Origin of the sequence: Comamonas sp. UBA7840, from assembly GCF_002501455.1 — a bacterium.
Taxonomy (GTDB): domain Bacteria; phylum Pseudomonadota; class Gammaproteobacteria; order Burkholderiales; family Burkholderiaceae_C; genus Comamonas; species Comamonas jiangduensis.
Window position 1 is genome coordinate 1 of sequence record NZ_DLTI01000021.1, and the last position, 25,812, is coordinate 25,812.

21 protein-coding genes and 1 tRNA gene are annotated in these 25,812 nt (G+C 57.7%); 7 read left to right on the forward strand and 15 right to left on the reverse strand.

Annotated features, from left to right (window positions below; translation table 11 throughout):
* The first annotated feature begins 333 nt into the window (after window positions 1-333).
* On the forward strand, window positions 334-726 hold the full coding sequence (locus tag B3R00_RS06725; protein WP_284214593.1) for a hypothetical protein: 393 nt from the start codon (window positions 334-336) through the stop codon (window positions 724-726).
* A 123-nt stretch (window positions 727-849) separates the two neighbouring features.
* Here B3R00_RS06725 and B3R00_RS06730 read toward each other — a convergent pair whose 3' ends face one another.
* Window positions 850-3,321: a cation-translocating P-type ATPase gene (locus B3R00_RS06730; protein WP_286998227.1), complete on the reverse strand. Its 2,472-nt coding sequence runs from the start codon at window positions 3,319-3,321 to the stop codon at window positions 850-852.
* A gap of 198 nt (window positions 3,322-3,519) precedes the next feature.
* On the opposite strand from B3R00_RS06730, the gene B3R00_RS06735 reads away from it, so the two are divergent.
* Window positions 3,520-3,619, forward strand: a tRNA-Ser gene (locus tag B3R00_RS06735).
* Between the two features lie 818 nt (window positions 3,620-4,437).
* On the opposite strand, the gene B3R00_RS06740 is transcribed toward B3R00_RS06735, so the two are convergent.
* The 14 genes from B3R00_RS06740 to B3R00_RS06805 form a co-directional block, all read right to left on the reverse strand.
* On the reverse strand, window positions 4,438-4,581 hold the full coding sequence (locus B3R00_RS06740) for a hypothetical protein (RefSeq protein WP_286998228.1): 144 nt from the start codon (window positions 4,579-4,581) through the stop codon (window positions 4,438-4,440).
* 256 nt (window positions 4,582-4,837) lie between these two features.
* The gene (locus B3R00_RS06745; protein WP_286998229.1) at window positions 4,838-5,818 is read right to left on the reverse strand and encodes a Bug family tripartite tricarboxylate transporter substrate binding protein; all 981 of its coding nucleotides are present in this window, start codon (window positions 5,816-5,818) and stop codon (window positions 4,838-4,840) included.
* 338 nt (window positions 5,819-6,156) lie between these two features.
* The gene (locus B3R00_RS06750; protein ID WP_286998230.1) at window positions 6,157-6,915 is read right to left on the reverse strand and encodes an SDR family NAD(P)-dependent oxidoreductase; all 759 of its coding nucleotides are present in this window, start codon (window positions 6,913-6,915) and stop codon (window positions 6,157-6,159) included.
* Between the two features lie 256 nt (window positions 6,916-7,171).
* The gene (locus B3R00_RS06755; protein ID WP_286998309.1) at window positions 7,172-7,873 is read right to left on the reverse strand and encodes an ABC transporter ATP-binding protein; all 702 of its coding nucleotides are present in this window, start codon (window positions 7,871-7,873) and stop codon (window positions 7,172-7,174) included.
* Between the two features lie 17 nt (window positions 7,874-7,890).
* Window positions 7,891-8,661 carry a high-affinity branched-chain amino acid ABC transporter ATP-binding protein LivG gene (gene livG, locus B3R00_RS06760; RefSeq protein WP_286998231.1) on the reverse strand — a complete coding sequence of 257 codons (771 nt, stop codon included), beginning with the start codon at window positions 8,659-8,661 and terminating at the stop codon, window positions 7,891-7,893.
* Window positions 8,662-8,700: 39 nt separating this feature from the next.
* Window positions 8,701-9,948, reverse strand: coding sequence for a high-affinity branched-chain amino acid ABC transporter permease LivM (locus B3R00_RS06765; protein ID WP_286998232.1), 1,248 nt, complete (start codon window positions 9,946-9,948; stop codon window positions 8,701-8,703).
* Entirely contained in the window at window positions 9,948-10,874 is a 927-nt protein-coding gene (gene livH, locus B3R00_RS06770) for a high-affinity branched-chain amino acid ABC transporter permease LivH (RefSeq protein ID WP_286998233.1), read from the reverse strand. The genes B3R00_RS06765 and livH overlap by 1 nt, the downstream gene beginning before the upstream one ends.
* 108 nt (window positions 10,875-10,982) lie before the next feature.
* Window positions 10,983-12,107, reverse strand: a complete 1,125-nt coding sequence (locus tag B3R00_RS06775) for a high-affinity branched-chain amino acid ABC transporter substrate-binding protein (protein WP_219164467.1) — start codon at window positions 12,105-12,107, stop codon at window positions 10,983-10,985.
* Between the two features lie 254 nt (window positions 12,108-12,361).
* Window positions 12,362-13,012: an RluA family pseudouridine synthase gene (locus tag B3R00_RS06780; protein ID WP_286998235.1), complete on the reverse strand. Its 651-nt coding sequence runs from the start codon at window positions 13,010-13,012 to the stop codon at window positions 12,362-12,364.
* Window positions 13,013-13,017: 5 nt separating this feature from the next.
* Window positions 13,018-15,213, reverse strand: a complete 2,196-nt coding sequence (locus B3R00_RS06785; protein WP_376747682.1) for a PAS domain-containing hybrid sensor histidine kinase/response regulator — start codon at window positions 15,211-15,213, stop codon at window positions 13,018-13,020.
* Between the two features lie 85 nt (window positions 15,214-15,298).
* Window positions 15,299-18,169 carry an aminomethyl-transferring glycine dehydrogenase gene (gene gcvP, locus B3R00_RS06790; RefSeq protein ID WP_286998236.1) on the reverse strand — a complete coding sequence of 957 codons (2,871 nt, stop codon included), beginning with the start codon at window positions 18,167-18,169 and terminating at the stop codon, window positions 15,299-15,301.
* A gap of 174 nt (window positions 18,170-18,343) precedes the next feature.
* Window positions 18,344-18,718: a glycine cleavage system protein GcvH gene (gene gcvH, locus B3R00_RS06795; protein WP_286998237.1), complete on the reverse strand. Its 375-nt coding sequence runs from the start codon at window positions 18,716-18,718 to the stop codon at window positions 18,344-18,346.
* Window positions 18,719-18,849: 131 nt separating this feature from the next.
* On the reverse strand, window positions 18,850-19,989 hold the full coding sequence (gene gcvT, locus B3R00_RS06800; protein ID WP_286998239.1) for a glycine cleavage system aminomethyltransferase GcvT: 1,140 nt from the start codon (window positions 19,987-19,989) through the stop codon (window positions 18,850-18,852).
* A gap of 271 nt (window positions 19,990-20,260) precedes the next feature.
* Window positions 20,261-20,587, reverse strand: a complete 327-nt coding sequence (locus tag B3R00_RS06805) for a hypothetical protein (RefSeq protein WP_286998241.1) — start codon at window positions 20,585-20,587, stop codon at window positions 20,261-20,263.
* Between the two features lie 195 nt (window positions 20,588-20,782).
* Here B3R00_RS06805 and B3R00_RS06810 point away from each other — a divergent pair, with 195 nt between their 5' ends.
* The 5 genes from B3R00_RS06810 (at window position 20,783) to B3R00_RS06830 (ending at window position 25,810) form a co-directional block, all read left to right on the forward strand.
* On the forward strand, window positions 20,783-21,568 hold the full coding sequence (locus B3R00_RS06810) for an SDR family oxidoreductase (protein ID WP_219164471.1): 786 nt from the start codon (window positions 20,783-20,785) through the stop codon (window positions 21,566-21,568).
* 118 nt (window positions 21,569-21,686) lie between these two features.
* Entirely contained in the window at window positions 21,687-22,127 is a 441-nt protein-coding gene (locus tag B3R00_RS06815; RefSeq protein ID WP_219164472.1) for a PaaI family thioesterase, read from the forward strand.
* Window positions 22,128-22,229: 102 nt separating this feature from the next.
* Complete coding sequence (locus tag B3R00_RS06820; protein ID WP_286998243.1) at window positions 22,230-23,246, forward strand: NADP-dependent oxidoreductase; 1,017 nt, start codon at window positions 22,230-22,232, stop codon at window positions 23,244-23,246.
* A gap of 69 nt (window positions 23,247-23,315) precedes the next feature.
* Window positions 23,316-24,236, forward strand: a complete 921-nt coding sequence (locus B3R00_RS06825; RefSeq protein ID WP_286998245.1) for an SDR family oxidoreductase — start codon at window positions 23,316-23,318, stop codon at window positions 24,234-24,236.
* Between the two features lie 293 nt (window positions 24,237-24,529).
* Complete coding sequence (locus B3R00_RS06830; RefSeq protein WP_376747683.1) at window positions 24,530-25,810, forward strand: efflux RND transporter periplasmic adaptor subunit; 1,281 nt, start codon at window positions 24,530-24,532, stop codon at window positions 25,808-25,810.
* Window positions 25,811-25,812: the final 2 nt, after the last annotated feature.

The following is a 25,812-nucleotide window of genomic DNA, read 5'->3' on the forward strand; positions in this document are numbered from 1 at the left end:
TGGTTTTACGGGGGGATTACCATAGCACCTCAGACGGAACATCTGAAAAACCCGTCAGAAACGGTAGATTTTTGATTGGTTTTTTAGGCTTTTTTAGTGCAAGTGAAGCGATGGGCGAGGCTAGTCACCACGGCCACAAATTCTTTCAGATTGCAATCAATTCTTGAGTCCACATGAGACGAAGAACATCTCTAGCTACACAAGGCCTCCGAAGGGTAAGATTGATCTTGCCAAGGCATTAGGAACCCATGCCAATCTTTGCCTGGCGCTAGTTAGGCATAGTCCTGGTGTGTGGATGTTGTATCACCTGAATCGTTTTTAATGGGTTTGAAAATGAGCGATGAAATTGATACCGACATGATCGAAGAGGCTTTGATCGTTATCGATCAGGCTTGCGTAGAGTTCAAAAAAACCGTGTTTATGCGTGCCACTAGGGAGATGGATTGGCAGGCCCGGCACAAGGCTGATGATGTCATCGTCTGCTTTGATGCGGTTAAATATTCAGGACACCGACGCACTAAAGATTTGATGCTTGTGGAGCTGGATCAGCTTTGCCAAAAGCTAGATCAGATGATTGGGTGGTCTTGTGTCAACAGACCCTTCGACACTGCTGCATATGAGCACATTTTCGGTATTGCTCAACTGGCCCAAGGTGCGGTGTATTCAGCCCTAGGAATCTACAAACCTGCCCCGCAGCTCTTTCCGCGTATTGGTTTAAAGACTTAAAGATACATAGAGAAAAAGCACCTTCGGGTGCTTTTTCTCTATGCCGGAGCGACTACCTGCCGTTTCCAGATATTTCGTCCCGTCGTTGCCCTGCATGGTAATTTCGACGACAGCCGCGACTTTTTATCCCGTTAGCTGATGCTTCAGCCTTGAAGATACGACCATGCTTAGCAGCATGGATGCAAAAAACGCCACGGTCACTAGCATCCAGTCAGAAGCATGCAAAGGCTGCAGATTCAGCAAATGGCTGAGTCCAGGTAACTGAATGCCCAGCACCAGTGATAGCAGTGTGCCAAATACCAACCAACGTGCTGCAGTGCGACGCAATCGGGTCAGTCCGCTGGTGATGCCTGCACTGGAAACCAGTAATACAGCGATAGCCATCGCACGTGCATGCTCCACGGTTTTCTCGGTGCCGAGTGCGTATAGGTAGCTCCACACTATTGCAACACTCGCCAATCCACCTACCAGAACAATCCACCACCAGACTTCGGTTGAGAAAAAGCGTGTTGCACGCTGGCGCTGTACTGGGGCAAGTGGTCCACTTGAGGGCAGATCCTGGAAGGCCATCATTGCTGTTGGATGAATCACCAGCTCAAGCCACACGATATGCAGCGGCAAGAAAAGCAAGGGGAGGCCCATGAGTGGAATAGCGGCAGCGCCAATCACAAGCGGCAGATGCACCAGAAGAAGATAGACAAAGGCGAGGCGAAGGTTCTGAAAAAGTTGCCGTCCCTCTGCCACCGCATCGACAATAGTTCTGAAATTGTCATCCAGCAAAACGACAGGTGCGACCTCTCTCGCACTGCGCGTACCGCGCTCACCCATCGCTACGCCAATATCTGCTTGGCGCAGAGCAGGAACATCGTTAACACCATCACCCGTAACTGCAACCAGCTCACCTTGAGCCTGGAACGCTTGCACCAACGCCAACTTCTGTGTCGGCGTTGCTCGCGCAACAACGTCAATTGCACGGCATGAGGCAATGACTGAGGCAGGATCATCTTCTGATGTCAACGTAATCACTTGGGGAGATCCTCCACCCAAGCCAATCGAGCGTGCGATAGCAGTAGCTGTTGCAGGATGGTCTCCTGTGACCATGATGACGTGCATCCCAGCGACCATGCAATCAGCAACCGCCTCTCGTACGCCCTCGCGAACCGGATCTTCAAAGGCCAACAAACCTGCAAACTGAAAGCCTTGCTCCGGCTCTAGAGCCAATGTGGCCCCTGCTGGCATAGTTTTCCAGGCAAAACCGATGACCTTGCGCCCAGCCTGGGCGTGTTGATTCACCGCACTCAGCCAATGGCTTCGCTCAAGCTCAGGCAACTCACAGATTGCAAGTATGGTTTCAGGAGCGCCCTTGGTATATGCAGCAAGGCTAGCAGCATCTTTTGACCAAATCGCCGTCTCACGACGCCGCGCCTCCGTGAATGGAAATTCCGCCACCCTGCCTGACGTAGAGGTAGGACCAAAAGCTTTAAATAAAGCTTGGTCGAGTGGATCGCCACTGTCTTGCCGTGCAGCAAACGTTGCTACCTGTAATAGGCCGTGGTTATCGAGCCCTGGCGCAGGCATGTAATGGGACAACACCAGTGCTCCCTCGGTGATGGTGCCCGTTTTGTCCGACAAGATACAGGTGACGCGGCCAATATTCTCCACAGCGACTGCGCGGCGCACCAGTGCATTCTTTTTAGCCAGTCGAAAAACCCCGACGCCCAGAAAAAATGTGTAGACAACAGGAAACTCCTCGGGAATCGCAGCGATGGCTAAGGTCACGGCACTTAGCAAAGTATCAATCCATCCATGACCTTGCCATAACCTGATCGCTGCCAGTACCACGCACCCAACGAGTGCCACAGCAAGCAAGATGGCAACCAGTTGAGCGATAGCTTTTTGCAAGGGTGTCGACTCGTGGCTGCCTTCGGCCACTGTACGAACGATTTCTCCATAGCGGGTATCACCGCCAGTCCAAATAATGCGTAGCCATGCTGTTCCCGTCAGCAAACGGGTCCCCGCAGCTCCCCAGTTTTCCTCTGTGGTTGCTGCTGCTAATGCCTCTGGTGCATCAACGATGTGCTTGGAGACCGGCAAGGACTCCCCGGTCAAAGTCGATTCATCAACTTGAAGCCCGGTGCCCTTAACCAGCAAGCCATCTGCAGGAAAGTACTCCCCAGATACGACCTCCACCAAATCACCGGGAACCAGTTGCTGCGCTGGAATGAGCTGCCACTGGCCATCCCTTAACGCACGTGCAGAACTTGCTAATCGGCTTGCTAAGCCTGCCGATGACGCTGTTGTTCGCAAATGCAGATAGGCATCCATTCCCAGCAGCGGCAGCATGGCTAGCAGCATGGTCAGTGCCTCGGTGAATTGCCCAAGGAGTCCAAACAAGCCTGCCGTAAACGCCAAGAACCACAGCATTGGATCGCGCACGGTATCGCGTGCAATGCTCCACCAACTACTGCTCGCCTGGGGAACGATGTCGTTAGAGCCAAAAGCATTACGCTGTGCCTCCACCTGCGCCGTGGTAAGCCCAGACGTGGGTGTCTCTAAAGGTGGAAGCTGTTCAGCGGAAGGGCGGCGATACATCATCGAGCCATTATTGGCCCCGCTCAAGATTCAAACAACGCTGTTTATGGCGCCAAAAGCTAGACGTCTCAAAAACAACGCCTCACAGCTGTCGGCGGCAAGACAAAGAAGGGCGGTGACGAGCATGTGGCCCAGTCTAAATGGAGGCCAAAAAGGTGGGAATAAAGCCTGCAGAACCGCATGAGGCAATAACCTCTGGGTGTGCCTTTATTCCCAAAAAGTGCCGGAAAGCCGCATAAATGCTCATTCGTGAGTTGGACTTTTAATCCGTTGGTCGCGAGTTCGAATCTTGCAGGGCCCGCAAAGATTACAGCCCCGTGGGGCAATGCCCGGGAATTTTTTGGGTATATTGCGCGGGGTTTTGCCCATCAAGACGGATCTTTACACCGATGCCAAAGCGGTGATGGTGTTGTAGCGCTTTGAAACTGCGTTGCGGTGCAAGGCCGACGCGTGCAATTAGTAGTGTGATTGCTCTAAGCTTCAGGCTGCGCTTGCTGGGAAGCGTATTCAACATGCGACGCATACCGCGTGAGGGGCAGACAAGAGCCCTTTAAAAACTAAACCCGCTTTCGCGGGTTTTTTGTTTAGCGTCCCCAGGTCTTGGGTTGATACGTCTCAAAGCTCGTGCCGTTGCAGATGCGGTAGTTCTCTGGCAATGACTCGCGCTTATGTACTTGAACTATCACGCCCTCTGGCATTACGGTTTTAACTTCTGCCTTCACAGGTTGCTTCCACGTTTTTTTCGTGGAGGCGCCGTTACTGGTGGTGGCGCTAGATTTTTGTGGGGGCACGAGGCACTTCTCCATAGTCATGAACAATCGGGACGTAGCCCAGTGTGCCATTGAAATGGCTTTTAGTGAAATTTGACGTGTTAATTCTGTAAAAAGAAGAATTAAGCGCATTTTTTCCTAAAAATCCATCTAAAAGTCGGTCTCAGTTCTACGCAAAGCACGCATTGCTAGGAGGGCTTCGTCCTCTATGCCGCCAAACGGTAGCCGCTGCGATGTGCCTTCAAGGGCGAGGCTCATCTGGCTGCAAGCTATCGCTGGCCTAGTTGATGGCGGACCCTCGTAAAAAAACCGCCTCAGCGGCGGTTAGGTTGGTTCGCTTTGAGGCGCGTTAGAACGCATCTACGCTGTACTCGCCTTGCGGAGCTTCTTGGGTGAGTAAGCGAAGGACCTCTTCGGGGGCGCGAGGCTCGGGTTGTGGAGTGGCTTCATTTTGCGAGGACTTGAGCTCGATAACGGAGTGGAAGAAAGTCATGGTGGTTTCCTTTCAGGGCGTTAAGGGTTCAGCGTCTCTATCTAACGTCTTCTGTCTGCAAATGGTTGACAATTTTTGTGAATTCTGTGTGATAGCGACAAATTATTACTAATGCTCGGTGTTGCTATGCACATAGGGTAGCGGTACTTCATAGCTGCGCAGCATGCAAAAAGCCCAGCTCTTTAGAACTGGGCTTTGGGCGTCGGATGCGGAATTGGCCGCTAGCGCTTATGTGATAAGCGTAGCGTGCTATCTATTACTGAATGCTTGCGCCAGAGGCTTCTACCACTGCCTTGGCGTTGGTGAAATCTGCGCGGTACATTTTGTCGAACTCGCCCAAGCTCATGGCTTTGGGTTCTGCACCTTGGGCCAAGATGGCTTCTTGCACCTCTTTGCTGGCCAGCAGTTTGTTGACTTCGGCATTCATCTTGGCGGCGATGTCTATGGGGGTACCAGCAGGCATGAACAGGCCATACCACGTGCTCACGTCAAAGCCCTTCATGCCTTGCTCTTGCATGGTGGGTACGTCGGGCAAAGAGGTGGAGCGTTTGGCCGAGGTGACCGCCAAGGGGCGTAATTTGCCGGCTTTGATCTGGCCAATCGCAGAAGGGATAGATGACACCAGCAGATCCACGTTGCCTGCGATAGCGTCCATCAATGCAGGGTTGGAGCCTTTGTAAGGCACGTGGGTCAGCTCAATACCGGCTGCTTTTTCAAACATGTGACCAGCAATGTGAATGCTGGTGCCATTGCCTGGGGAGCCGTAGGTCACGCGTGTGGGATTGGCTTTGGCGGCTGCCACCACGTCTGCAATGCTCTTGTAAGGAGAGTTCACGCTGGTGGCGATGATGACCGGGGTGTAGGCCACGTGCGCCACAGGCGTCAAGTCCTTGACAGGGTTCCAGGGCAAGTTTTTGTAGAGGTAGGGGCCCAGGATCAGGTTGTCTTTTTGGCCCATCACCATGTCGTAGCCATTAGCGGGGGCCTTGACGGCTTCGGTGATGCCAATAGTGCCGCCTGCGCCTGCTTTGTTCTCAGGAACGACCGTCCATTTTGTGGCTTCGGTGAGTTTGTTGGCCACGACGCGCGACAAGATGTCAGTACCGCCACCAGGAGGAAATGGAATCACCAATCGGATGGGTTTGCTGGGATAGTCGCTGGCAGCTTGTGCCCAAGCGGGGGCTGCAACACCTGCTGCCAAAGCCAATGTGGTGCAGGTGATCAGTTTGCGGTACATGAAGGTCTCCAAAAACACAGACATCTAAAACGGCGGAAGGGTTCTGCCATCGCCATGCAGAACGTGCAACCGCTATCGAGCAAATTTGTGGGCCCATCGATGGTGCAAGGGTGCGCGCCATCAGGCTGGAGTACCTGTATGAACCACGTTTGCGCACAGCCCGCAGGGGTTGCCTGCGGGTTGATCACAGGCTGCAGTTACCGATCGGGTAGCGCAGCGCTGTGTGGCCCACGCGGCACAAACAGGTTCTTGATGTGGGCTGATATTAGCGCTGGAATGCTTAGCAGGAGTGAAAACTTCGCAAAAAAACATTCCGTTTGGGCATTAGCTCAGCGCGTTCAGGCTTGGCGCACATCGGCCAGCACATGATTGCCAAAATCTGCGCGCTCTAGCCAGGCGAGGACGCGTGCTGCGGCCTCCTGCGGTGAGGTGAGGTTGCCTTCACGCTTGAGGTTGGCAAAGCGGTTGACGTCGGGGAAGGCTGCTTCGCTGGCGCTGCGCAGTTGCAGTTGCATATCGGTGTCGATGACGCCAGGGGCTAGGGAGCAGATTTTGGCTCCGTTGGGCTTGGCGGCTTCATCCAGTGCTACCGAGACGGAGAAGTTGTCCATGCCTGCTTTGGCTGCGCAATATGTGGCCTGCGAGGCAATGGCACGGCGGCCCAAGCCTGACGAGACATTGAGCACCTGACGTGGAATGTTCCAGCCTTCTGTGGCTTGCAAGAAGGCAGAAGTCAGCAGCATGGGTGCTTCCAGGCCCACACGCAGGGCCTGGCTGATGGCGTTCCAGTCGCTGTGCGACAACGGTGCAATCGGCGGGATTACGCCGGCGTTGTTGATCAGCACGACGCGGCTATAGCTATCAGCGTGGAGCGTGCCCAGCCACTGCAGCAGTTGCTGGGCAGCAGGTTGGGGCTGGGCCAGGTCTTGCTGCCACTGGGTGAGTGTGGCGCCGTGGGCCTGCGCTGTGGTGTCTAAATCAGTATTGCGCTGGCGCGCAATGGTCAGCAGGTTGTGGCCTTGTTCCAGAATCTGGCGGGCCATGGCCAAACCCATGCCGCGCGAGCCGCCGGTGAGGATGTAGAGCTGAGGTTTCATACGTCTTATGTTACTGGCGACGCGCACCCTAGTGCAGGGGGTAAAGCGGGTGCAAGGCATAAAAAAAGAGCTGCTAACGCTTGCCAAATATAGGTTTCAGTGCGTTTTATGCCTGAAACCTAGTCTGAACAGGCGCTAGTAGCTCTTTTTTTGAGGGTGGTGTGAACTGCGTCTACAGCGCTGTCTCAGCGATCTGGTTGAGGCGGAGGCGCTGCTTGACCCTACTTGGGATTGCAGCTAGCCCGCGCCTTTTGCATCAACCGCCGAGGTAAGCTTTGCGCACCGCGTCGTTCTTGAGCAAATTGGCACCAGTATCTTCCAGCACCAGCTTGCCGGTTTCCAGCACGTAGCCGCGGTCTGCAATTTGCAGGGCGCGGTTGGCATTTTGTTCGACCAGGAACACCGTCACGCCTTCGCTGCGGATGGTTTGGATGATCTCAAAAATCTGCGCAATGATCAGTGGGGCCAAGCCAAGCGTGGGCTCATCCATCAGCAACAAACGGGGTTTGGACATCAGGGCGCGGCCAATGGCCAGCATTTGCTGCTCACCGCCCGACATGGTGCCCGCGCGCTGGTGGGCGCGCTCTTTGAGGCGGGGGAACAGGTGAAACACGTGTTCAATGCCCGCGTCAATGGCTGGTTTGTTCAGAAAGAAACCGCCCATTTGCAGGTTCTCCACAACGGTGAGGTCGGGGAAAATGCGGCGCCCTTCGGGTGATATGGCAATGCCGCGCTGCATGATGTGGTGTGTGGACAGGTTGGTGATGTCCTCGCCCTCAAAATGAATGGAGCCGCTGGTGGCGCGCGGGTTGCCGCAGACAGTCATCAGCAATGAGGTTTTGCCCGCGCCGTTGGAGCCAATCAGGCTGACGATTTCGCCTTGGTTGACGTGCAAAGAAACCTGATTGACCGCGCAGATGGAGCCGTAGTGGGTGCTGATATGCGCCAGCTGCAGCATAGGGGTGGAGGTGGTCATCAGGCTTCTCCCAGGTAGGCCTTGATGACCCGCTCATTGTTTCTGACTTCTTCGGGGGTGCCATGGGCAATGGGCTTGCCGTATTCCATGACGGTGATGCGTTCAGACACGCCCATCACCAGGCCCATATCGTGCTCAATCAGCAAAATGGCTACGCTATACTGGTCGCGCAATTGGCGGATCAGGTTTTGCAGATCGATTTTTTCCTGCGGGTTCAAGCCCGCCGCGGGCTCATCGAGCATCAGCACCTTGGGGTCAGTGATCATGCAGCGTGCAATTTCCAACCGACGCTGGTGGCCATAGGCCAGGTTGCCGGCCTCGCGGTTGGCAAATTCGCGCAGTCCCATGTAGTCCAGCCAGTGCAGACTGCGCTCAATGGCTTCGGCCTCTTGGCGGCGAAAGCTGGCGGTATTGAATAAACCTGCCAGCACGTTGACGCGTGCTTTCTGGTGCTGCGCCACCAGCAGGTTCTCCAGCACCGTCATGCGCTTGAACAGGCGCACGTTCTGGAAGGTGCGCACCACGCCTTTGCGTGCCACGGCGTGGCTGCCCAGCCCGGCAATGCTTTCTCCTTGCAGCACGACGCTGCCGTTGGTGGGGGTGTAAAAACCGCTGATGCAGTTAAACACGGTGGTTTTGCCGGCCCCGTTGGGGCCGATGATGGCAAGAATTTGCTTCTCGCCCAATTCAAGGTTGACGCCATCGACCGCGAGCAAACCGCCAAAGCGCATGCTCAGGTCTTTCACGTCCAACAAATGGCTGCTATGCATGCTGGAATATCTTCTTCAATGTGATCGGTGAACGGCGGCTTAAGCGGCTCGCTTTTGCGGCACTTCCACATGGGAGCGGGTGACCGGGAACAGGCCCTGAGGGCGCCAGACCATCATCAAAATCATGACCAAACCGAAAATCAGCATGCGGTATTCAGAAAACTCGCGTGCCAGCTCTGGCAGTACCGTGATCAAAATAGCCGCCACGATGACGCCCAGTTGAGAGCCCATGCCACCGAGTACCACAATCGCCAAGATCAAGGCCGACTCAATGAAGGTGAAGGATTCAGGGTTCACAATGCCTTGGCGGGCCGCAAAAAATGCGCCACCAAAGCCTGCGAACATGGCACCCAAGGTGAAGGCGGAGAGCTTGATGTGCATGGGGTTCAGCCCCAGTGAGCGGCAAGCGATCTCGTCTTCACGCAGCGCCTCCCAAGCGCGGCCAATCGGCATGCGGATCAAACGGTTGGAAATCCACAGGGTGACCACGGCCAGCATCAAAGCCATCAGGTACAAGAAGATGACCATGTGTACAGAGCTGAACTCCAGGCCCATGAGCTGGTGGAAGGTGGTGCCACCTTCTACGCTGGGGTTGCGGGTCATCTCCATGCCCAGCACAGTGGGTTTAGGGATGCCAGAGATGCCATCCGGGCCGCCGGTCCAGTCATTCAGGTTAATCAGCAGCAGGCGAATGATTTCGCCAAAGCCCAGCGTCACGATGGCAAGGTAGTCGCCGCGCAAACGCAGCACGGGAAAGCCCAGCACAAAGCCAAACAACGCCGCTGCCGCACCTGCCAAGGGCAATGCCTCCCAGAAAGACCACCCAGCCCAGTGGAACAACAAGGCGTAGGTATAAGCGCCCACGGCATAAAAACCGACAAAGCCCAAGTCCAGCAGACCAGCAAAGCCCACCACGATGTTCAGGCCCAGGCCCAGCATGACGTAAATCATGGCGAGGGTGGCGATGTCGACGGCATTGCGGCCTGCAAAGAATGGCCAAGATACGGCCATCAGTAAGGTGGCAAAAATCAACGCATTGCGCAGCTTGGGAGACAAGTCAGGTACGCGTGGCAGGTGAATGCCTTTGGTGACGCCTTTAAGGGCTGGTTTGAGCAGTTGTACGGCAAACACGATCAGCGATGCCCAAAGGACGTAGTGCCATTGGGGCTCTAGGCTCATTTGCCCGCCCACACGCTGCAGTTGCAAGCCGAAGATGGGGGTGACGACCAAAGCAGTAATCACGGCCGCCATCAAAGCCGGGCCGAGGTTATGGAGAATGCGTTGCATCAGACTTTCTCCACTTCTGGTTTGCCCAGCAAGCCTGTGGGGCGGAACAGCAAAATCAGCACGAGCAAGCTGAAAGCCACGATGTCCTTGTATTCCGAAGAGATGTAGGCGGCGGCCAAGGTTTCGGCTACCCCCAAAATCACGCCGCCCAGCATGGCGCCGGGAATGCTGCCAATCCCGCCCAGCACAGCTGCGGTAAAGGCTTTGATGCCCGCAATAAAACCAATAAAGGGGTTGAGTTTGCCCACAGCCAGTGCAATCAGCACCCCACCGACGGCAGCCAGCATGGCGCCCAGAATGAAGGTGAAAGAGATCACGCGGTTGGTGTTAATGCCCAGCAGGCTGGCCATGTGTATGTCTTGCGAACAGGCGCGTGAGGCGCGGCCCATGCGAGAGTGCTTGATGTAGATTGTGAGCAAGATCATCAGCACAACGGCCACGGCGATGATCAAGATACGGGTGTAGGGCACAAAGACTTCAAAGCCACCCCCCATTTCAAACTGAAACGCGCCAGGCAGCAGTGAAGGCACAGCCATGTCACGCGCACCTTGGCCCAAAGCGACCCAGTTCTGTAAAAAGATAGACATACCGATCGCAGATATCAAAGCCACCAGACGTGGGCTGTTGCGCACGGGTTTGTAGGCCACTTGTTCAACGGCAAAACCATAAATGCCGGTGATGATGACGGCCACGATCAGCATCAAACCAATCACCATCCAAATCGGGACTGCCCCTTGAATACCGACGGCTGACAGTGTGACCAGACCGACATAGGCGCCAATCATGTAGATATCGCCGTGCGCAAAATTGATCATGCCGATGATGCCGTAGACCATGGTATAGCCGATAGCGATCAAGGCGTAGATGGCCCCGAGGGAGAGACCATTGAATAGCTGTTGTATCAGCTGAGGGAGAAATTCGTTCATGTGCGCGAGGACCTAGCGAAATGAGAGAGCGCAGCACAAAGCAAGCTTTGAACTGAAAAGCCCACAGGCTTAAGCGTTAAGCGCTGTGGGCTTGGGACATGCCGCGACTTACTTCGCAGCAGGAGTCTTGCTGCCGTCTTTATGCCATTGGAAAATTTGGAAGTCGAAAGAGGTCAGGTCGCCTTGCTTGTTCCAAGACACTGGGCCAATGACGGTGTCAATCTTGGCTTTGTGCAAGTGGTCTGCCACCTTCTTGGGGTTATCACCCACAGCTTTGATGCTTTCTGCAATCGCCTGTGTGGCTGCATAGGCGGTTAACTGGAAAGCGCCCGAGGGATTGCGCTTTTTGTCTTGGAAGGCCTTCACGATGGCGGCATTCTTGGGGTTGGTCGAGAAGTCTGCAGGCAAGGTCACCAGCATGCCTTCGACGGCATTGCCGGCAATTGCATTGACTTCAGGGTTACCCACGCCTTCAGGGCCCATCATGCGCACTTTCAGGCCTTGTTCAGAGGCTTGGCGCAGCAGCAAACCCATTTCTGGGTGGTAGCCGCCGTAGTACACAAAGTCCACGCCTGCGCTCTTGAGCTTGGTGATGATGGCGGAGTAGTCGCTGTCACCGGCATTGATACCTTCAAACAATGCAACGTTGACCTTGGCCTTTTGCAGCTCGTCACGCACGGAAGAGGCAATGCCCTGGCCGTACGACTGCTTATCGTGCAGTACGGCAACTTTGCTGGGTTTGGCTTTTTCGATGATGAACTTGGCTGCAGAGGGACCTTGCTGGTCATCGCGACCAATGGTGCGGAAGATGTAGTGGAAGTTCTTGCCTTCGGTCAATGCAGGCGATGTGGCAGACGGCGTGACCACGACAACCCCTTCGTTGTCGTAAATGGGGGCCGCCGCAATAGCTGCGCCAGAGCACACTGGGCCAATCATGTAGCCAATCTTGGCATTGACCACGCGGTTGGCAGCCACAGGCCCTTGCTTGGGCTCGCAAGCGTCGTCCACGGTAGTGACTTCGATTTTCTTGCCATTGATGCCACCAGCAGCATTGATTTGCTCCACAGCTGTGGATACGCCTTCTTTGACCATGTCGCCATATTGGGTCAGTGGTCCTGTGGTGGGGATCACCATGGCGAACTTGATGTTCTGAGCCTGAGCTTGGCCGGCCACCGCAGCACCCAGCAGGCCCAAAGTAGCTACTACAGTTTTCAAACGGAACGAAGCACGCATTGTGGAATGTCCTCTCGGTTAGTTTTGCATCAAGCACTTGCTTTAGAGAAGGTTTGCAAATTGCATGCCTGATGCTCAGGGAGCAAGCTTAAAAATGAGCTCCTAGAGGGCGCAATCGGGTTTGTCTCTATAGCGTTGAGAGGTGCAGGAAATTTCTTTAATCGCTGCGAAAAATCAAAATTAATGCGTGGATTGCTTCGCAATGCGACAGCTTTGATGCATACGACCAGCTATTGCGGATGGTTGAGCCTGTTTCAAAATGGTGCGGGGCTATCTATTTGCACCAGCTGATTGCGCTGGGGGTGCTGAAGCTTCAGCGTGGTGGCGTGCAGGCACAGCCTTTCACTCAAAGCGATCACGGTGGCGGGTGCATATAGTGCATCACCCAGCATTGGGTGGCCAATGTGCGCCATGTGAACACGCAGCTGGTGCGAGCGACCCGTAATAGGCTCGAGCCACAATTTGGTGCATCCCGGTGGAACCTGCTGCTGATCAGGAGCGCGCAGGTAGCGCGTTTGGCTGGGTTTGCCTTTGTGCAGATCAACAATTTGTAGGGGTCTGTTTTCCCAGTCGCACATCAAAGGGGCGTCAACAAGTTGCCAGGTTTCGGCGGTGACATCGCCGTGCACGATGGCTGTATAGCGTTTGTGAACTTGACGGGCGGCAAAAGCATCGCCCAGCTTGCGCTGCACTTCTTTGCTGCGCGCAAACAGCAACAGACCTGAAGTGGCCATATCTAAACGGTGCACCACCAGTGCATCGGGCCAATGCAGCACTGCGCGATGGATCAGGCAATCTTGCTTGTCAGGGCCACGCCCGGGAACGGACAACATGCCTGCAGGTTTGTCGAGCACCAGCAAATGCTCGTCTTCATAAAGACAAGTGGGGCGGGGAGCGGTCTGCAAAATTCTTAGAACTGCTGGGGTTGAATAAGGCGATCTACGGTCTCGCACAGCTCATTGACATCGTTGGGTTTGTAGATCAAGGCAAGAGCACCCGCAGCAATCGCTTGGGCTTCAATTTCTGCAGTGACATAACCAGATGCCAGGGCCACGGGTAAATCGGGGCGAATGGCTTTGGAATCGCGTACCAAATCTACGCCGCAGTAGCCGGGCATGTTGTAGTCCGTCACGAGCAAGTCGTAGGCGAATGGATTTTGGCGCAGTGCTTGCGTGGCCTCGCGCGGGTCCAGAAAACCCGTTACCTGATAGCCTCTGCGGCGCAGCAGTCGCTGCACCAGTGACACCAAGGCTTGGTCATCATCCACATACATCACGTGCTTGTGCCCACTGGGCGCAGGTACAGCGCTGGCAGCAGGCACTGCGCACGCCCTGCTGCTGGCGGGTGGCGCCGGAGGTTGAATGCCCACAATCTCAGGGCTCCACACAGGAAAGTACAGCGCGAAGACGCTGCCTTGACCGATCTGGCTGCTGACATCTACCGCGCCGCCGTGGGTGCGCATCACCCCGTGTACCACGGCCAACCCCAGCCCCGTGCCTTGCCCTACGGGTTTGGTGGTGAAGAAGGGTTCAAAAATGCGCTGTAAGGTTGGGGGGGGAATACCGGGGCCGTTGTCTTGTACGGTGATGACCAGGTAGTCGCCCAGTGTCAGGCCCAAACGGTCACACAAGCGCTGCTCAGACAGGCTCAGCGCTGCTTCCATGCGGATCACTCCACGCGATTCGCCCAGTGCGTGCACGGCGTTGGTGGTGAGGTTAAACAGCGCCTGCTCCACTTGTGTGGGGTCGGCCAGCATGCAAGGCAGATCGTGGGAGACATTCACTTGCAGCTCAATTGCCGGCGGCAGCGTCACGCGCAGCAAGCGCTCTGTGTCGCGCATGACTTCATGGGCATGCACGGCGTAGCGTTTGGGGGGCTCATTGCGGCTGAAGGTCAGAATCTGACGCACCAAGTCTCTGGCGCGGCGGCCTGCTTTTTCAATTTCGAGCAGGCTCTCTAGGGCTTGAGGGTGGTGGCTGCAATCGGCTTTGGCCAACTCCACATTCCCCAAAATGGCCCCCACGATGTTGTTGAAGTCGTGGGCAATGCCGCCAGCCATGGTGCCCAAAGCTTGCATTTTGTGGGATTCACGCAACTGCATCTCCAGCTCACTGCGTTGCGCTTCAGCACGTTTGTGGCTGGTGAGGTCGCGCGCAAAGACCGTGGTTACTTCACCGTCTGACAAGCGCTCGAAGGACATGGAGACTTCCACCGGCAAGGTTTTGCCGGTGGCCGTGCGGGCCGTCATTTCGCCCAGCATGGCTTGAGTAGTCAGCGGTGCTAAATCCAGTGCGTGCACCGCATCTGGCAAAAAACGCTCCAACTTGGAACCCAATGCATCTGCAACCGGGCAAAGCAGCAAAGCGGCGGCAGTGGGGTTGAAGACGGTGATGCGCTGGTCACGGTCAACGCAAATGATGGCATCCAGCGAAGAATTAATTACCGATTCCAGCCGTCGCTCACTGGCGTGCAGTTGGTCGTTGCGTTCCTGGAGTTGGTGGCGCTCTGCCAGCAAGGGGCCTTGGTCAACGATGGCGCACATGAACTGTGCAATCGCCGGGCCTTCACGCTGGGGGATTTGAATGCAGGCGATGTGCAAATCGGCCTGAATTTGCTGACCGCTGCCCAGCGTAAAAATGACTTCGTGGGCCTCGCTGTGGCCGGCAGTGCGAGAGGCTTCAAATGCCTGAGCGACACGCTGTGTGTCTGTGGGGCAGACATACGGCATAAAAGACACCAGCAGCCGGTCATGCCCTTCCGCCTGGAACGCATTGTGTGCCATGGCATTCGCTTGGATGACCATGTCATGCTCATCCAGCACCAGCAACGGCAGTGGCACACTCGAGAACAGCGCCTCAAATCGCTCCGATGCGCTTTCTGCCACCGCCTGGCTGTAGTCCAGAACTTTGTTTTGGATCTCCAGTTCGTTTTGGTAGTTGCGCAGCTCGGCAATCAAGGCCGCCAGTGGGTCATCGTCCGGCAAATCCTCGGGAAGCTCGAACACAGGCAGGGCCGCCAGTGGCATGGAGTCCAGTTCAGGCAACGAGGTGGGCGCTGCAGGTGCGTCTTCGCGGTGGAGGAGGAAAGAGAGGTCAGGACGACTCATAGACACGAGCAGTGCGGGGGCAAGAGCTGGGCAGTGTAAGTGCTGCACGCCCAAGCCAACAAGCACGGTGGTGATGAACGCTGGCTCAACTCAGGTAAGCCTCAATAGGAGGGCAGGTGCATACCAGATTGCGATCCCCGTGTACGTTGTCAATGCGCGCCACGGGCGGCCAGTACTTGGTAGCCAGCTGTTTATGCCCGGCCGCTTCTGTGCGGCTGTAGGAGTGAAGCCACGCATCTTGCAGCAGCTGCGCCGCAGTATGGGGAGCGTTTTTGAGGGGGTTGTCCTCACGGGGCCAATCGCCATCTTGAATGCGCTGAATTTCTGTACGGATAGCCAGCATGGCATCGATGAAGCGATCCAATTCTTCCAGAGGCTCGCTTTCGGTGGGCTCCACCATCAAGGTACCGGGCACCGGAAAAGACAGGGTGGGTGCATGAAAACCATAGTCAATCAGGCGCTTGGCCACATCTTCGGCGGTGATGCCACTGGATTCTTTGAGCGGGCGTAGGTCCAAAATACATTCGTGTGCCACGAAGCCGCCAGGACCTGCATAGAGCGTGGGGTAGGCGTCTTGCAGGCGGACCCGGATGTAATTGGCATTCAAAATGGCCGTTTCCGTGGCGTGGCGCAGCCCGCTGGCGCCCATCATGCGGATATACATCCAGCTGATTGGCAGTACCGCTGCATTGCCATAGGGTGCAGCTGACACCGCACCCACCACCGCTGCCTTGCCCGCTGCCGCATGGCCGGGCAGAAAAGACACCAGGTCTTGCGCAACGCACACTGGGCCCACACCGGGGCCGCCGCCGCCATGGGGAATGCAGAAGGTTTTGTGCAGGTTCAGGTGACTGACGTCACCGCCAAAAGCGCCTGGCGCCGCCAAACCGACCAAAGCATTCATATTGGCGCCGTCTACATACACCCTGCCACCGTGCTGGTGTACCAGCTCACACAGCGGGCGCACAGCATCTTCAAACACGCCGTGGGTGCTGGGGTAGGTGATCATGATGCAGGCCAGCTTGTCGCTGTGGGCCTCGCACTTTGCTTGCAGATCGGCCATGTCGATATTGCCTTGCGCGTCGCACGCCACCACCACCACTTGCATGCCGCACATCTGAGCGCTGGCAGGGTTGGTGCCATGGGCACTGGAGGGAATCAGGCAGATGGTGCGCTGCGCTTGCCCGCGCGATGCGTGCCAGGCACGGATGGCGAGCAGCCCCGCGTACTCCCCTTGAGAACCTGCATTGGGTTGCAGGCTTACGCCTGCGTAACCGGTGATGGTGCACAGCCAGTCACGCAGCTGCTGGTCCAGCTGGGCATAGCCTTGCTGCTGGTCTGCGGGGGCAAAAGGGTGGATGTGCGCAAACTCGGGCCAGGTGATGGGAATCATCTCGCTGGTGGCGTTGAGTTTCATGGTGCACGAGCCCAGCGGAATCATGCAGCGATCCAGTGCCAAGTCTTTGTCGCTGAGGCTGCGGATGTAGCGCAGCATAGCGGTTTCGCTATGGTGGCTGTGAAAGACGGGGTGGGTGAGAAAGTGCGAGCGGCGTTGCAAACCTGCCGGGATACGTGAGGACGTTGTGGCGTCAATGATGGGTGCCTGCTCGGCACCAAACAGGCGCAGCAGCAAAGCTACGTCTGCCGTTGTGCTGGTTTCATCCAGCGAGATGCCCAATTCGCTTTCAGATATTTTTCGCAGGTTAACGCCCGCCAGTAAAGCGCGGGTAGCTATATTTAATGCACTGTCTGGGGCATGCACGGTGACCGTGTCAAACGCCGTGCTGTGGCGCAGCGCAAAGCCGAGGTTTTCCAGCCCTTGTGCCAGCGCGGCGGTGAGCTGCGCAATACGCTGGGCGATGTCGCGCAGCCCATCGGGGCCATGGTAGACCGCATACATGCTGGCCATGACGGCGGGCAGCACCTGCGCGGTACAGATGTTGGAGGTGGCTTTTTCGCGGCGAATGTGTTGCTCGCGGGTTTGTAGCGCAAGGCGCAAGGCTGGAGAGCCTTGTGCATCGATACTCACGCCCACCAAACGACCAGGCAGAGAGCGCTTGAGGCCATCTTGGCAAGCCATGAAAGCAGCGTGCGGGCCGCCTGCGCCCATGGGCATGCCCAGGCGCTGGCTGTTGCCCACCACGATGTCTGCGCCCCATTCGCCGGGGGGGGTAAGCAGCGTCAGCGCCAGCAAATCTGTGGCTGCAATCAGCAAGGCTTGGTGTGCGTGGCTCTGCGCAGCCGCTTCGCGCCAGTCATAGATGGCGCCGGTGCTGCTGGGGTATTGCACCAGAGCACCAAAGTGGGGCTGGGCCAGCGCGGTCAAAAAGGCGGCGTGGTCGCTGGGCGTTGCCACGCACCATCCCATAGGTTCGGCGCGGGTGCGCAGCACTTCCAGGGTCTGGGGGTGCACATCCGGGTGCACCAAAAACACGTCGCTGCGGGCGCCTGCACTGCGCCGCGCCAAGGCCATGGCTTCGGCGGCGGCGGTGGCTTCATCCAGCATGGAGGCGTTGGCCACCGGCATGGCTGTGAGGTCGCAGACCAGGGTCTGAAAATTGAGCAGGGCTTCCAGCCGGCCCTGGGAAATTTCTGCCTGATAGGGCGTGTAGGCGGTGTACCACGCGGGGTTTTCCAAAATATTGCGCTGGATAACGCCGGGGGTGTGCGTGCCGTAATAGCCCTGGCCGATAAAGCTTTTGAAAACCCGGTTGCGGCTGGCAATGGTTTTGAGCTCTTGCAGGGCGTCCTGCTCCGTGGCTGCTGGCGGAAGGTTCATGGGGGTCTGTCGCACGATGTTGCCGGGCACAACCGCCTCTATCAAGGCTTGGCGTGAGGCCAGGCCAATGGCGCGCAGCATATGTGCTTCATCGGGCATGCTGGGCCCGATGTGGCGGCGCGCAAAAGCATCGCTTTCGTGCAGTTGAGACAAGGGCGCTTGCAGTCGCTGATTCATCATCCCACTCCCTCATTCGTCAGATGGCGCAGCCCCCGTGCGAACGCCGCACCTTGCAAGCCGCATCAATCTGTTCAATGCCACAGCCTATGCACCAGATTGCGCAGGATTCGCGCGGCGGTGAGGCCCTGATAGAAAAAACGCACCAGCCGGAAGGCGTGGTGCGTGGTGCGCTTAGTGACTGGCGGCGAAGTCGCCGTAGGCGGTTTCGTCCATCAGGCCATCGAGTTGGCTGGGGTCAGCCAGCTTCACTTTGAAGAACCAGCCGGTATTCAGCGGGTCGGTATTGGCCAGTGAAGGGTCTGCGCGCAGGGCTTCATTGACTTCCACAATCTCGCCCGTGACGGGCATGTACACATCGGCCGCCGCCTTGACCGACTCCACCACGCCGGTGACATCGCCTTGCTGAAAGGTGGTGCCCACGGCGGGCAGATCGACAAACACAACATCGCCCAGGGCGTCTTGGGCATGTACGGTGATACCCACCACGGCTGCTTCAGGATTGGCAGCGTTGATCCATTCGTGTTCTTTGGAAAACTTGATGCTCATGGGGTTGAACTCCGGTACTCAATATATATCTAGCTAATCGGTGCGCACGCGCTGCAAACCGCTGCGTGCGCCGTGGTTGACACTGTAGCGGTTTGCCGCTGACCAGTGCGTAAAAATGGTGTGAATCTCGCCTAGCTTTTGCGGTAGCGGGTGCCTATAAAAGGAAGGGGTACAACCTCCATGGGCACCGGTTTGCCGCGCACCATCGCATCAATGCGTGTGCAGTGGGCTGCGTATTGGGGCGGTACGTAGCCCATGGCAATCGGGCGATCCAAGCTGGGCGCCAAGGATCCGCTGGTGACCACCCCCAGGGCATCCCCGCCGGGAAGGTGCAGCACGGTGCCGTCGCGCACAGGCACGGGCTCCAAAGCCTGCAAGCCTACGCGTACGCTGTCGACGGGGGGGCGGCCTTCAATTTGCGCCAAGACGACATCAGCCCCCGTAAAGCCGCCAGCGCGCTGGCCGCCGCTGCGGCGCACTTTGGGAATGCTCCAGTTCAAGCCTGCCTGTGACGGTGTGGTAGTGCTGTCCATGTCGGTGCCGTACAGGCACAGGCCTGCTTCCAGGCGCAATGTGTTGCGCGCCCCCAGGCCGGCGGGCAACACATCGGGCTGCTTGAGCACCCAGCGCGCAAACGCTTCAATGTGGGTTGCGGGCAAAGAGATTTCAAAGCCATCTTCACCGGTGTAGCCGCTGCGGGTGATGTAACCGCGCGCATCTTTGAAATCAAACGGCGTGCCCTGCATGAAGTTGAGCAAACTGGTGGCGGGCACCGGGCGCTGCAGCACGGCGCTAGCCAATGGGCCTTGCAGGGCCACCAGCGCCATATCGGGCAGGGCGGTGACGGTGCATTCACTGCCGATGCGCGCCTGCATCCATGCCAGGTCTTCGTGTTTGCGGCTGGCGTTAACGATCAGCAGGTAGTCTTCGCCGCGGTTGATGACCATCAAGTCATCCAAGATGCCGCCGTTTTCTGCCAGCAACAGGGCATAGCGCTGGCGGTGCAGGCCCAGGTCCAGCACATCAATCGGCAGGATTTGCTCCAGCGCTGCGGCGGCCGAGGAGCCGCTGACGCTGATGTGCCCCATGTGCGAGACATCAAACAAGCTGGCTTTCTCGCGGGTATGGCGGTGTTCGGCCACCAAGCCTTGGGGGTATTGCACCGGCATGCGGTAGCCGGCAAAACGCACCATGCGCGCGCCCAGCTCTTCGTGCAAGGCGTTCAGGGGCGTGGGGATGGCGTCGGGTTCGGCCAGTGGCGCACTGCTCATAAGCTCGTCCTCTTACTCTGTGGTTCGAACGATTCTAGGGGCGGAATGTGGCTGCTTGCGCGCGCTGGTGGCTTGTGGTGTGAAAGCCGCGAGCCTGTGACCTGGGGCTGCAGCGCTGAGGTGCACCGCTGGGCCGTGGAATGCAAAGAAAAAAAGAGCAGCCAGCGCTGGCGTTTTCTACACTTCAGGATGAAAAACATATGAAGTGCTTGAAAAACAAGCGCTGGCTGCTCTTTTAAGAGGAGTTTTGCAGAACTTCCTTTTGCCGCACTCAGTGGCGGCGCACCTCAAAGTAGCAGCCTTCTTCCCCGCCCAGGCCTTGCATGCCCGCTTCTGCGGCGGCGCGGGCGGCCTTCATCCAGCGCTGGTAGATAGATTTGGCTTCTTCGGTGATCTCTTCCGGCGGCGCGTCTTCGAGTTGCTCGATGGTGCGCAAGGCGTTGGCCACCTCGGGCTCGCCGCCCAATTGGCGGGAAAGGGTGCGGGCATAGCGCGCTTCGGCGCGTTGGCGCTCGGTGTCGGGCAGGCCGGGATAGTCGCACAGGGCGACGGTAAAGCAGGGCTGGTCTTGGGTGAATTCGGTTGTAAACATAAACATGTATAAAACAACAGTGACTGTATGAATATACAGCTTTTTTGGGGTGCTGTGCAATATTTTTCTTGGTGCATTCACTAGGGCTTGGCTTCGCCATGGCGACAGCCGGGTGCCCGTGCTTGCTCGCACAATGAATTCAAGCACCGTATCGAGCGGGACCATCTCTTCCAACCTATGCCAACCAAGGAGCGCTTTTTCATGACACGCACCGTGCAACAACTGTTTGATCTCACCGGCAAAACTGCATTGGTGACGGGGGGCTCGCGCGGGCTGGGGTTGCAAATGGCCCAGGCGCTGGGCGAGGCAGGTGCACGGGTGGTGCTGACATCGCGCAAGGCCGCAGATTTGGAGCAGGCGGCGGCTACGCTGCAGGCGCAGGGCATTGATGCGCAATGGATTGCTGCGGACTGCGCCGATGAAGCGGACATTCAGCGTTTGGTGTCGCAGACCATGCAGCGCGTGGGGGCCATCGATATCTTGGTGAACAACGCGGGCGCCAGCTGGGGCGCCCCTGCAGAGTCGCACCCCACGGCAGCGTGGGACAAGGTGATGAACCTGAACATCCGAGGTTACTTCTTGCTCAGCCAGGCCGTGGCCAAGGCCGGCATGCTGGAGCGTGGTGGCCGCATCATCAATCTGGCCTCGATTGCCGGGTTGGGCGGCAACCCTGTGGAGATGAAAACCATTGCCTACAACACCTCCAAGGGCGCTGTGCTGAACTTCACGCGTGCGCTGGCTGGTGAATGGGGGCCGCACAACATCAACGTGAATGCGATTTGCCCGGGCTTCTTTCGCACCAAGATGGCCGAGGTGCTGATCGACACCATGGGCGAGGACAACATGACCCGCCGCGCGCCGCTGCGCCGACTGGGCGATGACGAAGGGTTGAAGGGGCTGACCGTGCTGCTGGCCAGCGATGCGGGCAAGCACATCACGGGCCAGTGGGTGGCGGTGGATGGTGGTGTCAGCGCCATTTTGGGCTGATGCCAGCGTGCTTGAGATTGTCGCTCTTGCTCGTATGTGACAGCTTTTTGTGCGGGCGCAGGGGATGGCGCCGCTATGCTTGCGGCCATTTCCCCATGAACCATTTCGGAGACAACACATGCTGAGCTTTGGCGAACACCCCATCCCCTTTGTCGAACACCTGGGCTTTACGCTGCACAAGTTTGAAAACGGCGAGTCTGAGCTGCGCTACACCGCCAAGCCCGAGCACCTCAATACGTTTGAAGTGACGCACGGCGGCGCCAGCATGACGCTGCTGGATGTGACCATGGCCGTGGCTGCCCGCTCGCTGGAGAGCGATGACTTTGGCTGCGTCACCATTGAGATGAAGACCAGCTTTATGCAGGCTGCACGTGGCCCTTTGGTAGCGAAAGGTTTTGTGCTGCACCGCACCAAGAGCATGGCGTACTGCGAGGGCAAGGTCTATGACAGCACGGGCAAGTTGTGCACGCATGCCACAGGCACCTTCAAGTACATGCCGCGCACCATCAAACCCGGACAACAACCCGGCGGCACACAAACCGTGATTGCCACCGACTAAGCGCGCAAGCCAGTGGTGGTGCTGGCTTGGGATTTTTAAGTCAAATTAACCGCTAGTGCTTATCTATCAAGCGCTAGTAGCTATGAAAAGGAGATAAATCACATGCCCAACAATCCCCAAATACTGCTGGACAACCGCCCTGTGGGCGAAGCCGTGGCCAGTAATTTCAAGTTGGTCGAGGCGCCCACGCCAGCGCTGCAAGACGGGCAGGTGCTGGTGCGCCACCACTACCTGAGCTTGGATCCGTACATGCGCGGGCGCATGAACGACAGCAAGAGCTATGCGGCCAGCCAGCCGCTGGGCGAAGTCATGCTGGGCGGCACGGTGGGTGTGGTGGAGGAAAGCCGTCACCCCAAATTCCAGCCGGGCGATCAGGTGGTGGGCATGGGGGGCTGGCAACACTACAGCGTGGTGGACGGCAATGCGCCCGGCATGCTGCGCAAGGTAGACACCACGCATGTGCCGCTGTCGTACTACCTGGGCGCCGTGGGCATGCCCGGTGTGACTGCGTGGTATGGCCTGGTCAAAATCATCAAACCCAAGGCGGGGGAAACCGTGGTCATCAGCGCGGCGACCGGTGCGGTGGGCAGCGCTTTTGCCGCGCTGGCCAAGGCACGGGGGTGCCGCGTGGTGGGGATTGCCGGCGGCCCCGAGAAATGTGCCTATGCCACCAATGAGTTGGGCTTTGATGCGTGCATTGACTACAAGGTGCACAGCGATCTGAAATCCATGAGCAAGGCCTTGAAAGAGGCCTGCCCCGACGGCATTGACGGCTATTTTGAAAACGTGGGCGGCTACTTGCTGGATGCCGTGCTGCTGCGTGCCAACGCCTTCGCGCGCGTGGCCGTGTGCGGCATGATCGCGGGCTATGACGGCCAGCCACTGCCTCTGCAAAACCCGGCGCTCATCCTCATCAACCGCATGAAGGTCGAGGGTTTCATCGTCAGCGAGCACATGGAAGTGTGGCCCGAGGCACTGGCCGAACTGGGTGGCTTGGTGGCCCAAGGCAAGCTGCGCCCCCGGGAGTCCATCGCCCAAGGGCTGGCCAGCGCGCCAGAGGCTTTCTTGGGACTGCTCAAAGGCAAGAACTTTGGCAAGCAACTGGTCAAGCTGATCTAAACCTCGGCGCAAGGCAGCCATGGGCTGCCTTTTTCTTGATGGCAGAGAACAACGACAGAGGAGACAAGCATGTTGAATGGTCTTTCAGGAAAAACCGCCGTATTGACAGGCGCTGGCTCAGGCTTTGGGCTGGAGTGCATGCGCATTGCGGCCAAGGCGGGCATGCAGCTGGTACTGGTGGATGTGCAGGCAGATGCGCTGGCCCAATCCGCAGAGCTCGCGCGCAGCCTAGGTGCCAAGCAGGTGATGGCGCGCCAGGTGGATGTCGGCAATGCAGAAGCGATGGATGCGCTGGCCCAAGAAGTGCTGGCCACCGTGGGTGCCCCCCACTTTGTGTTTAACAACGCGGGCGTGGGTGGCTCGGGCGGGCTGCTGTGGGAGCAGTCGGTCAAAGACTGGGAGTGGGTGCTGAACGTGAACCTGTGGGGTGTGATTCACGGCGTGCGCGTGTTTACACCGATGATGCTCCAAGCTGCGGCGCAAGACCCGAGCTGGCAAGGCCACATCGTCAACACTGCCAGCATGGCGGGGCTGCTGACACCTCCCAATATGGGGGTGTACAACGTGAGCAAACATGCTGTCGTCAGCCTGACCGAGACGCTGTACCAAGACCTGCGACTGGTAACTGAGCAGCTGCATTGCAGCGTGCTGTGCCCGTATTTTGTGCCCACAGGCATTGCCACCAGCGAGCGCAATCGCCCCGATGCAGTGGATACCGCTGCGCTGACCACCAGCCAGAAAGTGGCGCGTGCGATGACGCAAAAAGCCGTGAACTCCGGCAAAGTGTCGGCGCAGGACATTGCCAGCAAGGTGTTCGCTGCGATGGCGGACAACCAGTTCTACATTTTTAGTCACCCCCATGCCTTGGGTAATGTGCGCACCCGCATGGAAGACATCTTGCAACTGCAAAACCCCACCGATGCGTTTGCCGACCGGCCGGAGCTGGGAGCGCAACTGCGCGAGGCGCTGCGCCAAACTTCGCTGGCCTAGAGCGCTTGCAAGCGCTGTGGCATGGCCCCGCTTGGCGGGGCTTTTTTGTGGCGCAAGCTGTAGTTTGCTGACGGGTGGGGAACTTATCGCTGCCAAGCGGCTCGCTCAGTGTTACAAATCAATGCTTTGCCAATTGGCGTGGAAACGCTGTTTTGTGCTTTGAAAAACAGCGCTCTAGCTGCTTGGCGGCAGTGCGCTTTGTGCGGAATTTACCCATTTTTGGCCCTGTGCTTTACACAAGCGCAACATTCGAGCCTGAGAATGGCAACGTTTTCGAAATTTAGATTGCCCCCATGACGTTCTCTTTTGCTGCCCCACGCGCCGACCATTGCTTGCCCGATACCACTTCTACCGCGCAGCATTTACAACGCAAAGGCAGCTGGGCCGCCATGACACTGCTGGCGCTGGTGTTGAGCGGCTGTGGCAAGCCCTCGAATGCGCCTGTCACGCCGCCAGAGCCAGCCAAAGTGGGGGTGGTGGTGTTGCAAAAACAAAGCCAGACACTGGACAGCTTGTTGCCGGGTCTGACGGCTGCTTTTTTGCGTGCTGAGGTTCGCCCCCAGGTCAGCGGTATCGTGCAAAAGCGGCTTTTTACGGAAGGTGGCATGGTCAAGCAAGGCCAGCCGCTGTACCAGTTGGATGCTGCCAGCTTGCGTGCTGCCGAAGCCAGCGCGGCAGCGGCTTTGGCCAAAGCCCAGGCCAGCCAAAAAACCTGGGAAGCTACCGCGCGCCGCAACGCCGAGCTGGTGAAGATTGCCGCCATCAGTCAGCAAGCTTTTGAAGAAAGCCAGGCGGCTGCGCAGCAGGCGCAGGCCGATGTGGCGGTGGCCAAGGCAAGCCTAGATAACGCACGCATCAACCTGAAGTACAGCCGTATTGAGGCACCTATCAGTGGTCGCATCAGCCTTTCTGCGGTCACCCCTGGTGCTTTGGTGACGGCCAACCAAACGGCGCCGCTGACCGATATCGTGCAACTGGACCCCATGTATGTGGATTTCACCCAGTCTTCTGCCGAGCTGCTGCAGCTGCGCAACGACTGGGCGGCTGGGCGCTATCAAAAAATTGAAGGTCAGCAGATGCCCGTTCGCCTGCAACTGGAAGATGGCAGCGCCTATCCGCATGAAGGCAAGCTGCAGTTTGCGGGGCTGATTGTTAACAGCACGATGGGCACAGTGACTTTGCGTGCGGTGGTGCCCAACCCCGATGGGGTGCTGATGCCAGGCATGTTTGTGCAGGCCAAATTGCCCACGGGCTTGGCGCCCGAGGCGATTTTGGTGCCCCAGCGCTCGGTCTCACGCGATTTGACAGGCCGTGCCAGCGTGCTGGTGGTCAATCCCGATGACACCGTGGAAAAGCGCACCGTAGAACTGGGCCGTGCCATCGGCAACCACTGGTTGCTAGACAAGGGCTTGGAAGCGGGTGAACGTGTGGTGATTGACGGATTTCAGCGCATCAAACCCGGTGACAAAGTGACGGCGGTGGAGACACCCGCCAATGCCAAGTCGCAGGCCCAGCCCGTAGACCCTCAAGCAGCGGCGGCGCGACTGCGTGCGGCTGTGGCAAACGGTAAGTAAGC

Coding starts and splice junctions, on each gene's coding strand:
- livH (WP_286998233.1), bottom strand. CDS start 10,874: ATGAACGAATTTCTCCCTCAGCTGATACAACAGCTATTCAATGGTCTC.
- B3R00_RS06750 (WP_286998230.1), bottom strand. CDS start 6,915: ATGAAACCTCAGCTCTACATCCTCACCGGCGGCTCGCGCGGCATGGGT.
- gcvH (WP_286998237.1), bottom strand. CDS start 18,718: ATGAGCATCAAGTTTTCCAAAGAACACGAATGGATCAACGCTGCCAAT.
- B3R00_RS06730 (WP_286998227.1), bottom strand. CDS start 3,321: ATGATGTATCGCCGCCCTTCCGCTGAACAGCTTCCACCTTTAGAGACA.
- B3R00_RS06820 (WP_286998243.1), top strand. CDS start 22,230: ATGCCCAACAATCCCCAAATACTGCTGGACAACCGCCCTGTGGGCGAA.
- B3R00_RS06745 (WP_286998229.1), bottom strand. CDS start 5,818: ATGTACCGCAAACTGATCACCTGCACCACATTGGCTTTGGCAGCAGGT.
- B3R00_RS06765 (WP_286998232.1), bottom strand. CDS start 9,948: ATGCAACGCATTCTCCATAACCTCGGCCCGGCTTTGATGGCGGCCGTG.
- B3R00_RS06775 (WP_219164467.1), bottom strand. CDS start 12,107: ATGCGTGCTTCGTTCCGTTTGAAAACTGTAGTAGCTACTTTGGGCCTG.
- B3R00_RS06725 (WP_284214593.1), top strand. CDS start 334: ATGAGCGATGAAATTGATACCGACATGATCGAAGAGGCTTTGATCGTT.
- B3R00_RS06785 (WP_376747682.1), bottom strand. CDS start 15,213: ATGAGTCGTCCTGACCTCTCTTTCCTCCTCCACCGCGAAGACGCACCT.
- livG (WP_286998231.1), bottom strand. CDS start 8,661: ATGCATAGCAGCCATTTGTTGGACGTGAAAGACCTGAGCATGCGCTTT.
- B3R00_RS06830 (WP_376747683.1), top strand. CDS start 24,530: ATGACGTTCTCTTTTGCTGCCCCACGCGCCGACCATTGCTTGCCCGAT.
- gcvT (WP_286998239.1), bottom strand. CDS start 19,989: ATGAGCAGTGCGCCACTGGCCGAACCCGACGCCATCCCCACGCCCCTG.
- B3R00_RS06740 (WP_286998228.1), bottom strand. CDS start 4,581: ATGACTTTCTTCCACTCCGTTATCGAGCTCAAGTCCTCGCAAAATGAA.
- B3R00_RS06815 (WP_219164472.1), top strand. CDS start 21,687: ATGCTGAGCTTTGGCGAACACCCCATCCCCTTTGTCGAACACCTGGGC.
- gcvP (WP_286998236.1), bottom strand. CDS start 18,169: ATGAATCAGCGACTGCAAGCGCCCTTGTCTCAACTGCACGAAAGCGAT.
- B3R00_RS06805 (WP_286998241.1), bottom strand. CDS start 20,587: ATGTTTATGTTTACAACCGAATTCACCCAAGACCAGCCCTGCTTTACC.
- B3R00_RS06755 (WP_286998309.1), bottom strand. CDS start 7,873: ATGCTGCAGCTGGCGCATATCAGCACCCACTACGGCTCCATCTGCGCG.
- B3R00_RS06810 (WP_219164471.1), top strand. CDS start 20,783: ATGACACGCACCGTGCAACAACTGTTTGATCTCACCGGCAAAACTGCA.
- B3R00_RS06825 (WP_286998245.1), top strand. CDS start 23,316: ATGTTGAATGGTCTTTCAGGAAAAACCGCCGTATTGACAGGCGCTGGC.